Here is a 13,913-nt window from a genome sequence, read left to right as displayed (position 1 = left end):
TCGCCACCTCGAGAGGACGCCGTTGCGTGTGCCGGGCCTGCCTCGACGACGTCACGCGATGAGCACCGGTAGTCGCCTGCTCCCCCACCGCTCGACCGGTCCGTCGTAGACGCCCGGTATCTGCGTATCGCACTTCGTGCAGCGACCGTCGTCGGTGAGTCCATACCGGCGAATCACGTACCAGTCCCGTACGACAACGGCTGCGCCGCAGGTTGGGCATGACGTGGTACCGCCGTCGGTGTCGTGCACGTTGCCGGTATAAACGAAACGCAGGCCTTCGGAGAGCGCGATGTGGCGCGCTCGGGTGAGCGTCGCGGCTGGCGTCGGCGGGATATCGCGCATCTTGTAGTCCGGGTGGAACGCGGTGAAATGTAACGGCACGTCGTCACCGAGTTCGTCGCGGATCCACCTGCACTCGGCGGCGATCTCGGCGTCGCTGTCGTTGTGCCCGGGGATGAGCAGCGTCGTGATCTCGAACCACACCTCGGTCTCGTGCCGCAGGTACCGCAACGTATTCAACACGTCGTCCAAGTGCCCGACGCATACGCGGCGGTAGAAGTTCTCGGTGAACGCCTTCAGGTCGACGTTGGCGGCGTCGATGTGAGAGTAGAACTCGGCGCGCGGCGCAGGGCAGATATAACCCGCGGTCACCGCGATCGCCTTGATGCCGCGGGCGCGGCATGAGTCGGCGATGTCGGCGGCGTACTCGAAGAAGATGGTCGGATCGTTGTAGGTGAACGCGACACTGCGGCAGCCAAGATTCGCTGCGGCACTTGCTAATTCGTCGGGTTCGGCGCGGCCGGACAGGGTGTCGATCTCGCGCGACTTGGAGATGTCCCAGTTCTGGCAGAACTTGCATGCCAAGTTGCAGCCGGCTGTCCCGAACGACAACACCGCCGAGCCGGGCAGGAAATGATTGAGCGGTTTCTTCTCGACCGGATCGACGCAGAACCCACTGGAGCGGCCGTACGTGGTGAGTACGATCTGTTCGTCCACTCGGGCACGAACGAAGCACAGCCCTCGCTGCCCCTCGCGCAACTTGCAAGCGCGCGGACACACGTCGCACTGCAACCTGCCGTCACCGAGCCGGTGCCAGTGCCTGGTCGGGACAGTGTAGGGGTCGTCGAGCGTGGGTGTCGTCATCGGTCTTCCGACAATCAGCCTACGTCGTCAAAATGCCCGCTGGCCCTGTTTCGACGGGTATTCGCTCGGTGACCAACCGCCTGCTGCGCCCGCCTTGCCTGTCGGACGACTACGGTGGAATATCGGGCGGGCGGCCAGCGAATCGGGTCCATTTTGGCGGGCAAAGGTGGTGATCATCGCCATTCCGTTTCGATTCGGAAGGCTGTGGCGCGCATCATCTGCGCTGGCCGCCGCCGCAGAACTGCCCACGCCGCGCCGAGAGCTATCCGGAGTAATGCGGGCAGCGCAGGGGCGCAAGGGGAGTCGGCGGTTCGTCTGCCGCACCACAACCGGCGATTGTGCTGTGAGCACCGCCCGCGGGCGAATGTTTGGAGCGAGAGCACGGTGACATGGGTGCCCAACACGCCGACGATCGAGTGACGGCAAACACGTTCGAGAGAGGTGCCTCATGAGGCTAGGCTCCACGGCCCCACGACGAGTCGGCATTGTCGGTGCCGGGATGGTCGGACTGTCGACTGCGTGGTTCCTACAGGAGCGCGGAGTCGAGGTCACGGTATTCGACCGGGCGGGGGTCGCTGCCGGTGCGTCGTGGGGGAACGCGGGATGGCTCACGCCTGGCATCAGCACTCCGCTGCCCGAGCCCGCGGTGCTGCGATACGGCATACGCGCCGTGCTCAGTCCGTCCTCGCCTGTCTACGTGCCGCCGACGTTGAACCCCCGACTGATTCGGTTCCTCACGTCGTTCGCTCGGCACAGCACCACAGCCCGGTGGCGGGAGGCGATGTCGGCGCTCGTAGCGATCAACCGGGGTGCGCTCTCCGCGTTCGACGCGCTCGCGGATGGCGGTGTGGCAGAACCGTCGCACGAGGCGAAATCCTTCCTGGCCGCATACCGGACACCGCAGGAACGCACCGTCCTGCTCGAGGAGATCGAGCATATTCGCGCAGCCGGTCAGGAGATCGAGTTCGATGTGCTGTCCGGGGACGACGCTCGCGGCGTCGAGCCGTCGTTGTCCGACGAAATCGGGGCCGCAATCAGGTTGCACGGTCAGCGATTCATCAATCCCGGCGAGTTCGTGGACAGCCTCGCCGAGGCGGTCCGGGCGCGTGGAGGCGCGATCCGTGAGGGGGTCGCGATCAGTGGCGTCTTCGATGATGGTGACGCCGTTCGCATTTCGGGTTCCACCGGTGAGACGGGCCAGTTCGACGCACTGGTGCTCGCGACCGGGACGTGGCTCGGCGACATCGCCCGCGACTTCGGAGTTCGCATACCCGTGCAAGCGGGCCGCGGGTACAGCTTCAGCGTCGCGATCGATCACGTCCCGGCGGGCCCCGTCTACTTTCCGGCACAAAGGGTGGCGTGCACGCCGCTCGGGGACCGCCTGCGCGTCGCCGGGATGATGGAGTTCCGGGCGCCCGATGCTCCGCTGGACCGACGACGGATCGCCGCGATCGTCGAGGCCGCCCGGCCCTTGCTGCGCGGCGCGGATCTCGATACCCGGCGCGACGAATGGGTCGGTTCACGGCCCTGCACCCCGGATGGCCTGCCGGTCATCGGAGCCACTCGGTCCCCTCGCGTGTTCGCTGCGGGCGGTCATGGAATGTGGGGTATCACCCTGGGCCCGGCGACGGGACGCCTGCTCGCCGAGACCATCACTACCGGACGCACGGCAGCCGAACTCGCACCGTTCAACCCACTGCGATAACCCAACCTACGTCGGTGCCACAGGCGCACACTGTGGATGCGATCGCCGCAGGCACCGACGGCCTGGGGCAGTCAGCCGAAGACCGTCGCAGTGTGCGGGCCGGCTGCCGTCGACGGTACTCGGACACTACTGTAGAAGTACGCGCCAGAGCTGGTTGTCCCCTCGCAGGGAACCACTGGCACCGAGCAGGAAGCGACGTGACGGAGAGCCGTCAGCGTCGCCGAGGAGAGCGATGGTCCGCGTCAGCGCCCTGATCGAATCGCTGGGCGGGGCAGTTCTTCGCCCCATCGTGTCGGGCAACCGTGATGTCATCACCGACGTCACCCTGGTCGGCGGCGATGACACGGATCTCGAACAACCCGGAAACCTCGTACTCGGACTCGGAATCCGCACCGCTGCAGCCGCTGTCGAGCTGCTGCGTCGATCCGCCCGCACCGGTGCCAGCGCGGTGGTCCTCGAGTCACCGGTAGTCGATGACCCGAGCGTGGTCGAGGCCGCCACCGAACTGGGGGTCGGACTGATCGAGTTACACGCGCGGGCATCATGGACACACCTGGTGTGGTTGACCCGCAGCATCCTCGATCACTCCACCGCGCTGACCGGATCGAAGGTGCGGCATGAGCAGAGCGACTACAGCGAACTCTTCGCCTTCGCCGATGCCGCCGCCGCCATCGTGTCCGCGCCCGTGACCATCGAAGATGCCCATTCCCGCGTGCTCGCGTACTCCGAGCGTCAGGACACGGCCGACGCCGCCCGGATCTCCACCATTGTCGGACGCCGCGTCCCTGAGGGGATAGTGCGGCACTTTCGGGCCCGCGGGGTCTTCCGACATCTACAGGAGTCGGACGAGCCGATCCGGGTTGCCGCCGGACCGGACGACGTTCTCCCGCGCCTGGTCATACCGATACGAGCGGGCAAGGAACTGCTCGGGTCCATTTGGGCGGTGGATCCCGGCCGCGTTCCCGACGACCAAGTTCGCGAACTGACCCGAACTGCGTCGGTGGTGGCGTTGCACCTGCTTCGTCTGCGTGCCCAGTCCGGTGCGGCTCGGCAGATGGCGGTCGACCGCCTCCGGGCCGCACTGCTCACTCCCGACCAGGCGGCCGATCTGCAATTGCCACCCGGCCCGTGGCGAGTCGTCGCATTGGCCGAAGCCACCGACGCGGGTCGGTCGGACTACTCGATCGAGCTGTGGGCGTCGGTCCTGCGCCGCCATGGGTGGTCTCAGCCCCTGCTTACCTCGATCGACGACATGCCGATGGCAGTGGTGACCGACGATGCGGCGGCAAATACGGTCGGCAGTTGGCTGTGGCTGCAAACCGTGGCCGCCGAGTTGTACGCGGACGACAGGCGGGTGTCAGCCCTCGCGGGCGCACCCGCACAGACCACGAGGCAACTGTCCCGATCACGCTCGGAGGCAACAGAACTCGCCGGCCTGGCGCGGAGCGGACTACTCGACATGCCGTCGACGACCTTCGAGAAAGCCTGGCACGAAGTCGTTCTGGCGCGAGCCGGCTCCGCGATTCTCACCGGAACCCTGTTGGCCGAAGGTCCCGTCCAGGCGTTGATCGAGCACGACCGGGAACGGGGAACCGAATTCGTGACCACCCTCGCCACATTCCTCGTCCATCACGGCGAACCGAAGCGTGCCGCCCAAGGACTCCATGTCCACCCGAACACGTTGCGCTACCGGATGAAGCAGATTACCGACCTCACCGGACTCGACCTGACCGATCCTCGGCGCAGGCTCGCGGTCGGACTTGCCCTCACGGCAGTTTTGGATAAGCAGGACCACTACCTGTCCGCGGCGAACCACGACATTGCGAACGCCTCGAAAGACTCGACAACCGTCGACACATCCGCAGCAGTCGCCGGCAACCTGAAGCCCCTGGAAGGCTGAGGAAAACATCGGTTCCGGAGTTCCCGAAGCCAGATCGGCCGTACTCTCCGAAACCAGCTTTCCCAACGGGCTCAACCGAATTGGATGCCCTGCGCCAGTGGCAGCTGATCGGAGTAGTTGACGGTGTTGGTTGCCCGGCGCATGTATGCCTTCCATGAGTCCGACCCGGATTCCCGGCCGCCACCGGTCTGCTTCTCGCCGCCGAACGCGCCACCGATCTCCGCGCCGGAGGTGCCGATATTGACATTGGCGATTCCGCAGTCGGAGCCGTCGGCGGCGAGGAAGCGTTCGGCCTCGCGCTGGTCGGCGGTGAAGACGGCGGAGGAAAGGCCCTGCGGCACACCGTTGTGCAGCTCGATGGCGTCATCGAAGTCGCGGTAGGTCAGTACATACAGAATCGGTGCGAAGGTTTCCTCGCGGACCACGGCGGTCTGGGCGGGCATGCGCACGATCGCGGGACGCACGTAGTAGGCGTCGTTGCCGAAGCCGTCGACTCGCTCACCGCCGCAGATCAATTCGCCGCCATCGGCGAGCGCCCGATCGATCGCCGCACGCATCCCCTCATAAGTGCGGCCATTGATCAACGGACCGACGAGCACGCCGTCATCGAGCGGACTACCAACGCGCAGTTGTCGATACGCCCCCGCCACGCGATCCAGCAGCGGCGCGACCACATCGGCGTGCACGATAAGCCGACGCAAGGTCGTACAGCGCTGCCCGGCCGTACCCGCCGCCGCGAACACGATGCCGCGCGCGGCCAGCTCCAGATCGGCTGTGGGCGTGACGATCGCGCCGTTATTGCCGCCCAGCTCCAGCAGGCACCGCCCGAACCGAGCGGCCACCCGCGGTGCCACCGTGCGGCCCATCCGCACCGAACCGGTCGCGCTCACCAACGCCACCCGCTCGTCGTCGACCAGCCGGGACCCGATCTCGGCACCACCTTGAATCAATTGGTGCACTTCGGGATCCGCGCCGACATCGGCCGCCGCGCGGCGCAACAGCGTATGGCAGGCCAGCGCGGTCAGCGGTGTCGTCTCCGACGGTTTCCAGACCACCGTGTCACCGCACACCAGCGCGACGGCGGTATTCCAGGCCCACACCGCGACCGGGAAGTTGAATGCCGAGATCACCCCGACCACGCCGAGCGGATGCCAGGTCTCCATCAGCCGATGTCCGGGCCGCTCCGAGGGCATGGTCTTGCCGTAGAGCTGGCGCGACAACCCGATGGCGAACTCGCAGATGTCGATCATCTCCTGCACCTCGCCGACGGCCTCGGCGCCGATCTTCCCGGCCTCCAGGGTGACCAGTTCGCCGAGTTCGGCTTTGTGCGCGGTGAGCAGTTCGGCCAGGCGCCGCACCACCCCGGCCCGCACCGGCGCAGGCACAGTGCGCCACCCGCGGAACGCCGACGCCGCTGCGCCGATCGCCGCATCCACATCGTCGAGGGAATCGGCAGGCAGGGTCATGAGCGTGTCTCCGGTGATCGGCGTCCGGGCGCGCAATTCACCTGGGACCGGTGTCTGTGCGCCGAGGGTGCGCAGCAGTTCGGTCGCGCGGACGGCCAGGTCCTTGGTCCGGTGGTCGGCGAGCGTATCTGTCATCGGTTGCTCCGCTTCAGCTTTGGGTCGGCGAACATATCGGATGGGTACGGTGGGCTGACGGGGAATAGTTTTCGGCACGAGTAGCCGCCGCTGGGCTAGCCTTCGCTGATGGCGGATACACCGGCAAGACCCGTACTCGACGACATCGATCGCCTGCTGATTCGTGAACTGGTGGCCGACGGCCGCGCCACCCTATCGAATCTGGCCGAAAAGGCGAGCTTATCGGTCTCGGCTGTGCAATCGCGGGTCCGCAGACTCGAGGCGCGCGGGGTGATCCGTGGCTACACCGCACATGTCGATCCCGAGGCGCTCGGCCAGCTGTTGTCGGCATTCGTCGCCATCACTCCTCTCGACCCATCGCAACCCGATGACGCGCCTGCCGTGTTGCAACATATCCCGGAAATCGAGGCATGCCACTCGGTGGCCGGTGACGAGAGTTACGTGTTGTTGGTGCGGGTGGCCTCTCCTCGGCACCTCGAGCAGCTGCTCCAGGAGATCAGGGCGACCGCCAACGTGAGAACTCGAAGCACCATCATCTTGCAGACATTCTACGACAGGTAGCCGTCCGGCCGTAATTACTTCGTTATTCCGTAGAATTTTCGTAAAGATTTACGTACCCTACGGGTGTGACCATCGAACTGGAGCGCACCCGCGCGGGGAGTGGCACTGCACCGGTCACCCCCGCCTCCCGGGTACACGAGATCCTGTCGGCGCACATCCTCGCCGACGGATTCGACCTGGTGCTGGATCTATGGAAATCCCGTGGCTGCCGGATCGTCGATGAACGAGACGGCAGCTCCTACCTCGATATGTTCGGCTTCTTCGCCTCGAATGCCCTAGGCATGAACCACCCCGCCCTAGCCGAGGACGAGGAGTTCCGCGCCGAACTGGCCGCGGCGGCAATCAACAAGCCGAGCAACTCCGATATCTACACCGTCGAGATGGCCCGCTTCGTCGATACTTTCGTGCGGGTACTCGGCGATCCCCGACTACCGCATCTGTTCTTCATCGACGGCGGCGCACTCGCGGTGGAGAACGCGCTCAAGGTCGCGTTCGACTGGAAGAGCAGGCATAACGAGTCCCACGGGCGCGCACCGGAACTCGGCACCAGGGTGCTGCACCTGACCGGAGCGTTCCACGGCCGCACCGGCTACACCATGTCGCTGACCAACACCGATCCGGTGAAGACCGTCCGCTTCCCCCAATTCGATTGGCCGCGCATCGATGCGCCGTTCCTGGCCAATGGTGTCGACATCGCCGCTGCCGAAGCGCACGCACTCGACCAAGCGCGCCGCGCCTTCGCTGAAAACCCGCACGACATAGCGTGTTTTATCGCCGAACCGATCCAGGGCGAGGGCGGCGACCGGCATCTGCGTCCGGAATTCCTGCAGGCCGTGCGGCGGCTCTGTCACGAAAACGACGCGCTGTTCATCCTCGACGAGGTGCAGACCGGTGTCGGCATGACCGGAACCACTTGGGCCTACCAGCAACTCGGGCTCGAGCCCGATATTGTCGCGTTCGGCAAGAAGACCCAGGTCTGCGGCATCATGGCGGGCGGGCGCGTGGACGAGGTGCCCGACAATGTCTTCATGGTCAGCTCCCGGCTCAATTCCACCTGGGGTGGCAATCTCACCGATATGGTGCGGACCCGGCGCATCCTCGAGGTGCTCGAGCGCGACGAGTTGATCGAGCGATCCCAGCCGCTCGGCGCGCATCTGCTGCGGCGGCTGGAACAGCTTGCTGTGGACCATCCGCGGGTCACCGAACCGCGCGGACGCGGGTTGATGTGCGCCATCACCTTGGCCTCGGCCGAACTGCGGGACGAAGTGCTGACCGCGCTGCGGGAACGCGAGCACGTGCTGATTCTCGGCACCGGCGAACGCGGCATCCGGTTCCGGCCAGCGCTCACCGTTACCGAGGCGGAGTTGGATGCCGCGGTCGACGCGCTCGATCGGGTACTCGGCGACGTCGACTAGTTATCTGACAGCAACCGAAAGTTCACTGTCCGAAGACGTATTTCCGAATGATTCGGGCAATCCACCGCGCCCTGGCGGGGATTGCCGTGGAATCCGGGTGACACCGCCTAGGCTACGCACCCATGTCATCTCGTCTTCACCTCCTGGCACGGTGCAGCGCGTGAACCGACAGCGCATTCACCGAAGCTGCGCACCGAACGGCGGAACCAGAACCTCCGCCGTCCAACCACTGCTCGCCTCGCTGACCGTCCTGGTGACGGTCGCGGGGTGCGCCTCGAGCGAGGCCGGAACAGTGGGGGTGGTCACCGCGCCGCCCACCACGACCAGCGCGGCGCCGCCGCATCTGGACAATCTGTTACCCGGCATGCCGCCGCCGTTATCACCGACCGACGTCTATGCCGCGAACCGGGAGTTGAGTCCGGCGGTGGCCGATCATCGCCCCCTGGTCTACGTGCCGAACAGCGAATCGCATTCGGTTTCGGTGATCGACCCGGCAACCTTCCAGGTGATCGACAGCTTCCCGGCCGGTGGTCCGGAGCCTCAGCATGTGGTGCCGTCCTATGACATGCAGACGCTGTATGTCACCAATGATCTGCCGATCGGTGGGGGCACCCTGCGGCCGATCGATCCGCGCACCGGCGAACCCGGCGACCCCTTCCCGGTGCGCGACCCCTACAACATGTACTACACGCCGGATGGCCAATACGCGCTGGTCGTCGCGGAGGCTGATAAGTCGCTGGATTTCTACGATCCACACACCTGGCAGAAGGTGTACGCCCTCGCGGTGCCCGACTGCGCGGGCGTGGACCATATGGACTTCACCGCCGACGGTCGATTCGCCCTGGCCAGTTGTGAATTCATCGGCCGCATGCTGGTTTTCGATGTGGCCGAGCGCAAGGTGGTCAAGATGATCGACCTGCCGGGCGGTCGCGACGGCATGCCGCAGGACGTCAAGCTGTCCCCGGACGGGCGTACCTTCTTCATCGCCGATATGGTCGCGAACGGCATCTACACGATCGACGCATCGGCTTGGGAGAACACCGGCTTCGTGCCGACCGGCAAAGGTGCGCACGGCCTGTATGTCACCCGCGACTCCAAGCAGATGCTCATCACCAACCGGCACGAGGGCAGCATCTCCGTCTGGGATTTCGCCGCGAATGCCTTGGTGCGCAAGTGGTTCATCCCGGGCGGCGGCAGCCCGGATATGGGCAACATCTCCGCGGACGGACGCGTTTTCTGGGTCTCCGGTCGATACCACGGCGAGGTATACGCGATTGATATCGAGAACTGGAACCTGTTGGCGCGCATACCTGTTGGGCGTGGGCCGCACGGACTCACCATCTGGCCACAGCCCGGGCGTTACTCCACAGGACACACCGGTGTGATGCGTTGAGTCGGCCGCGGCTCAGGAGAGCCGGCGGCCAAGCCCGCCCGCTACGAAGCGGCGGACCGCGGTGGTGCCGGTTTCGAGGGCGAGTTCGTAACCGGGGCGGGCCCAGCCGGTGAGTTCGGCGGTGTTGTCGGCGCCGGGCGTCACGACGATTTCAGCGACAAGTTCGGCAGTGGTGGGTTCGCAAACGGCCCAGGAGAAGTGGGATTCGTCATCCCACTGCTCGGCGCGCAGGGTGACGTAGTTCGGATCGGTGATGCCGCCGTCGGCGAGGGCGGGGCGGTCATCGATGCGGTCGTCGGCGCGCAGGGCACGCAGGTACCAGGCGCCCGCATTGATTTCGACGGGTTCCATCAGTCCTCCAGTTCCCGGCGGCGGCAACGGTCGCGCGGGCGGCGGCGGCGGTGCTCGCGCTGATTGCCGAACAGCAGGGCACCCGCGAGCGGGATGGCGAGGAACCAGAGCCAGCTACCGGTGACGAAGAAGAGGATGACGGCCAGGATCGGGATCACCGCCATCACCCGATCCGGCCACTCGTCGAGGAAACCGGAGTCGCGTTTGGCGGGTGCCGCGGCGACCGGCGCGGGTTCGGGCAGGTCGACGAAGACTTTTTCCAGGTCGCCGCGGGTCAGTGCGGCTGCGACCACGGCACTGCGGTCGTCGAACTCCGTCACGCTGAGCCGCCCGGCGGCGAAATGATCGGACAGGCGCTGCATCGCTTGCTCACGCTCCGCGGTGCCGATGCGAATCTCGGGCAGGTCACTCATAACAGCAAGGCTAGCCGCTTTCACTGAACGTTCCGGTGCTGTGGCATCGACGCCGGGCTCGCCGGATTTCGCGACGCCGAGTGGCCAGGGTGCGCCATGACCGCCGCCGTCGGATCCGATTCGCGGATTCTGTCATGGCGGTGTGGATTTCGGGTATGCGAAGGGTGTCCATCAGCCCACACCGGGATGGGTGACACGCTGTACGTAGGGGAGTTCACACTGTTCGTCGGTGGGTGGCGGCGTTAGGGTCGGGATAGCTTCGGGCGATGCGGTTTCGATCGAGTTGCCGCCCCACTCCGCAACGGCGCGGCCATGGGCCTCGTCCCAGCGATGGAGGTCAGTGATGGGGGAACAGTTCGGGAAGTACCGGCTCGACCGTTTACTCGGGCGGGGCGGTATGGGGGCGGTATGGCTGGCGCATGACAGCGAAACCGGGCGCACGGTCGCGCTGAAGGTGTTGGCGGAACATGTGGCCGCCGATGCGGACTATCGACAGCGATTCCAGCGGGAGGCCCGGCTCGGGTCGAGTCTGCGACATCCGCATATCGTGCCGATTCACGGGTTCGGGGAACTCGACGGTCGGTTGTACATTGATATGGAGTATGTCGATGGCATCGACCTGGCCGAAATGCTGACCAGGGTAGGCACTTTGACGCCCACCGCGGCCGTCGACTTCGTAACACAGGCGGCCTCGGGTCTGGATGCCGCGCATCGGGCCGGGCTGATCCACCGCGACGTCAAACCGTCGAACATCCTGGTCGGCACCGGTGGGCACGCATATCTCATCGATTTCGGCATCGCGCGGAGCCTGGGCCAGACGGCCGTCACCGCCACCGGCATGGCCATCGGCAGTTGGGCCTATATGGCACCGGAACGTTTCAACGGCACCGTCGACGCCCGGTCCGACGTCTACTCCTTGGCCTGCGTTCTCTATGAATGCCTGACCGGCCGCCGTCCCTACGGCGACACCGACCCGGCCCGCCAGATGCACGGCCACCTGATGACCGACCCCCCACGCGTTTCCACCGTAAACCCTGCGGTCCCACCGGAATTGGACGCGGTAATCGCTCACGGCATGGCCAAGGACCAGACCCGGCGCTATCCCACCGCCCGCGAATTCGCCGCCGCCGCATACGCGGCAGCCGCATTCTCACGTCTCCCACTCGCCGCACCGCAACCAGCGCCGCCCGGCCCGGCCACACCGTCGGCCCAGCATTCGGCAGCTGGTCCGCTGCCTGCGCCGGCCCGGCCTCCGGCTGAGCCGTCCGCGCGGCCTCAGCGCCCGGATGCACCGCAGCCGCATACACCGCGACCACACTCGGCGCGCCCGCACCGGCTGCTAGCGGATGAGCTGCCGATACCGACCCGAGTGGAGACGTACTCGCCGACGCGGGTGGACACGCACCCGCCGATGCATTCGCAGGCACAGGTGCAGACGCATGCTCCGGCAGGGGCTTGGACGCAAGCTCCGACGCGGGTCGAGACCTACGCTCCGACAGCGGTAGCGGCACCCGCGCCGACGCGGGTGGAGATATCCGCATCGACACCATCAGCGGAATCGCCAGCGCCACTGGTCAAGTCGCCGAATCCACTCGATCCGACCAAGATCCTCCCCGAGCCCGGCCCAACGCCGACACTCGTGGCAACCCGACTGGCACCGCCGCCAGCAGCACCTGCCGCACCGCGACCGTATTCACCATGGTCACCGAATCATGTTGCGGTCCAATCGACACCCGTCGTCCGTCCGCTCTCGCCAGCCAAACGAGCTACAGCACAACCGAAGCGGGTGCCATGGCGTGCACCTGTCGCGCCCCGCTGGACAGTCTCGCAGCGTCGCCCATGGATCGCACCACTACGCAAGGTGCGGCGTCGGCGTCGTAAGCCCTTCCTGTCCAGGCTGATCGGCGCACTCGTCGTCATGGTCCTGACGCCGTTCATGCTGGCGGCGGGCTGTGCCGCGCTGATCGCCTTCGGCAATACCGGCAGTGGCGGCGGTTCGCGCACGGCCGATCCGTCGGTCGCGGTGCGCGACGGCGATACCGCGCAATCGGCCGAGCCGCCCGCGCCGGTATCTGCTGGTCTGAACAGTCCGGTGCGCGATGGCAAGTTCGAATTCGTGGTCACTTCGGTGGATTCCGGTGTCCCGCGGATCGGATTGCAGAATGCGAGCGGCTCCTATTCCATCGTCACCGTCGCCGTTCGCAATATCTCCGACGAGCCGAAATGGTTCCTGCCCGTCGGTCAACGTCTGGTGGACACCCAGGGCCGCCAGGTCGAACACCATGCGATCGCGACCATGTGGCAGACCACCCTGCGCCGCTACGGCTACTCGTTCGAACTCCAGGCCGGGCAATCGGCCACCACCCTCCTGGTCTTCGACGTCCCGCAGGACGCCGCACCGAGCCGACTCGAACTACACGACTTCATGCTCTCCAACGGCGCCACCGTCGAGTTGAACTAGTGCGGCCAGGGACGTATGCACGGCCTCCCGCCCGATCGTCAATGCCTCGGCGAGCAACGCGGTGTCGCGCGCGGCGCTGTCCACATCCGGGGAGCCGAGGGGCGGGTGGATCTGCAGCGCCGCATTGCCGAGGCTCGCCAGGAAGCGGTCCTCGACGTCCTGCTGATACGGCCGCTGCAGCCAGGAGCGGTATGCACCTGGTGCCCGGACGCGCAGATAACCACCGCCGATGATCTGGTGTAGTCGCCGCGCGGGCGGGCGTCGTTCATCGGTGCGTCGGGTGCGCAGCACCAAGGTGTGCGTCGCACCGTCACGAACCGCGGTGCGGATCGGCACCGTTTCCGACAGCCCACCGTCGAGGTATTCGGCATCACCCAGCGGCACCGGCGGACCCGCGAGAATCGGCAGTCCCGCCGAAGCCCGCAGTGCGGTCATCAGGGTGGGTTTATCGACGATGTGGCGGCGCAGATCGACGGCGTGCCCGGTGCGGGTATCGGTGCCGATCGGATGAAAGGTGGTGGCATTGGCCAGAATTGCCGGAAAATCCATCGGTTCGATGCCGTCGTAGACCTGGTGCACCAGGTAGTCCAGGTCGAAGGCCGGCCGACCACGCAGCAGCCGGGCCGGATCGACCGCACGTCGCATGATCACCGGATCGGTCCAGGACCGCATGCCCGCCAGCGCCCGCCCACACAGGAACCACGCACCGTTGATCGCACCCGCCGACGTGCCGTACACGGCATCGAAGATCGAGGCGAGCCCGAGTTCCTCCAGCGCCTGCACCATCCCACTGGAGTAGACGCCACGGCTGCCACCACCCTCGATGACCAAGGCGAGGCGATATTCGTCGGCGCGGCTGGCTGATTCACGTCGGCCGCGGATCACTTCCGCGACGGTGGGCACAACGGCAGAGCTGGTCACCGAACCACGGTACGACAGAGCGGGCGCGGACGTCGGTGTCCAGCGCCCG

General features: G+C 66.2%; 11 protein-coding genes. 6 read left to right on the top strand and 5 right to left on the bottom strand.

The features are described 5' to 3' along the window. Positions 1-51: 51 nt before the first annotated feature. Positions 52-1,143: an AmmeMemoRadiSam system radical SAM enzyme gene (gene amrS / locus AB0J29_RS15725; protein ID WP_364785511.1), complete on the bottom strand. Its 1,092-nt coding sequence runs from the start codon at positions 1,141-1,143 to the stop codon at positions 52-54. A gap of 448 nt (positions 1,144-1,591) precedes the next feature. Here amrS and AB0J29_RS15720 point away from each other — a divergent pair, with 448 nt between their 5' ends. Then, on the top strand, positions 1,592-2,848 hold the full coding sequence (locus AB0J29_RS15720) for an FAD-dependent oxidoreductase (protein WP_364785508.1): 1,257 nt from the start codon (positions 1,592-1,594) through the stop codon (positions 2,846-2,848). A gap of 232 nt (positions 2,849-3,080) precedes the next feature. Then, on the top strand, positions 3,081-4,748 hold the full coding sequence (locus AB0J29_RS15715; RefSeq protein WP_364785505.1) for a helix-turn-helix domain-containing protein: 1,668 nt from the start codon (positions 3,081-3,083) through the stop codon (positions 4,746-4,748). A gap of 71 nt (positions 4,749-4,819) precedes the next feature. Here AB0J29_RS15715 and AB0J29_RS15710 read toward each other — a convergent pair whose 3' ends face one another. Continuing rightward, positions 4,820-6,349: an aldehyde dehydrogenase family protein gene (locus AB0J29_RS15710; protein ID WP_364785502.1), complete on the bottom strand. Its 1,530-nt coding sequence runs from the start codon at positions 6,347-6,349 to the stop codon at positions 4,820-4,822. Positions 6,350-6,457: 108 nt separating this feature from the next. Here AB0J29_RS15710 and AB0J29_RS15705 point away from each other — a divergent pair, with 108 nt between their 5' ends. The 3 genes from AB0J29_RS15705 (at position 6,458) to AB0J29_RS15695 (ending at position 9,718) form a co-directional block, all read left to right on the top strand. Beyond that, positions 6,458-6,910, top strand: a complete 453-nt coding sequence (locus AB0J29_RS15705; RefSeq protein ID WP_364785499.1) for an Lrp/AsnC family transcriptional regulator — start codon at positions 6,458-6,460, stop codon at positions 6,908-6,910. Between the two features lie 65 nt (positions 6,911-6,975). Further along, a complete protein-coding gene (gene lat / locus AB0J29_RS15700; protein ID WP_364785496.1) occupies positions 6,976-8,325 on the top strand; it encodes an L-lysine 6-transaminase in 1,350 nt (449 codons plus the stop codon). A gap of 160 nt (positions 8,326-8,485) precedes the next feature. Beyond that, the gene (locus AB0J29_RS15695; RefSeq protein ID WP_364785493.1) at positions 8,486-9,718 is read left to right on the top strand and encodes a hypothetical protein; all 1,233 of its coding nucleotides are present in this window, start codon (positions 8,486-8,488) and stop codon (positions 9,716-9,718) included. A gap of 12 nt (positions 9,719-9,730) precedes the next feature. Here AB0J29_RS15695 and AB0J29_RS15690 read toward each other — a convergent pair whose 3' ends face one another. Together AB0J29_RS15690 and AB0J29_RS15685 are read right to left on the bottom strand one after the other, a co-directional pair. After that, entirely contained in the window at positions 9,731-10,069 is a 339-nt protein-coding gene (locus tag AB0J29_RS15690; RefSeq protein WP_364785490.1) for a hypothetical protein, read from the bottom strand. After that, positions 10,069-10,482, bottom strand: coding sequence for a DUF1707 domain-containing protein (locus tag AB0J29_RS15685; RefSeq protein ID WP_364785487.1), 414 nt, complete (start codon positions 10,480-10,482; stop codon positions 10,069-10,071). Before AB0J29_RS15685 ends, AB0J29_RS15690 begins: the two co-directional genes overlap by 1 nt. Before the next feature lie 343 nt (positions 10,483-10,825). On the opposite strand from AB0J29_RS15685, the gene AB0J29_RS15680 reads away from it, so the two are divergent. Continuing rightward, positions 10,826-12,943 (top strand): protein kinase, encoded by a 2,118-nt coding sequence (locus AB0J29_RS15680; RefSeq protein ID WP_364785484.1) that lies wholly within the window; start codon positions 10,826-10,828, stop codon positions 12,941-12,943. Here the strand turns inward: AB0J29_RS15680 and AB0J29_RS15675 are convergent. Continuing rightward, positions 12,896-13,864 carry a patatin family protein gene (locus AB0J29_RS15675; protein ID WP_364785481.1) on the bottom strand — a complete coding sequence of 323 codons (969 nt, stop codon included), beginning with the start codon at positions 13,862-13,864 and terminating at the stop codon, positions 12,896-12,898. The two genes, AB0J29_RS15680 and AB0J29_RS15675, sit on opposite strands and share 48 nt — an antisense overlap. Positions 13,865-13,913 lie beyond the last annotated feature (49 nt).

Source organism: Nocardia sp. NPDC049707 (assembly GCF_040674855.1).
Taxonomy (GTDB): Bacteria; Actinomycetota; Actinomycetes; order Mycobacteriales; family Mycobacteriaceae; genus Nocardia.
Note: the sequence above shows the minus strand (reverse complement) of the source record. Positions and strands in the feature narration are given on the sequence as shown.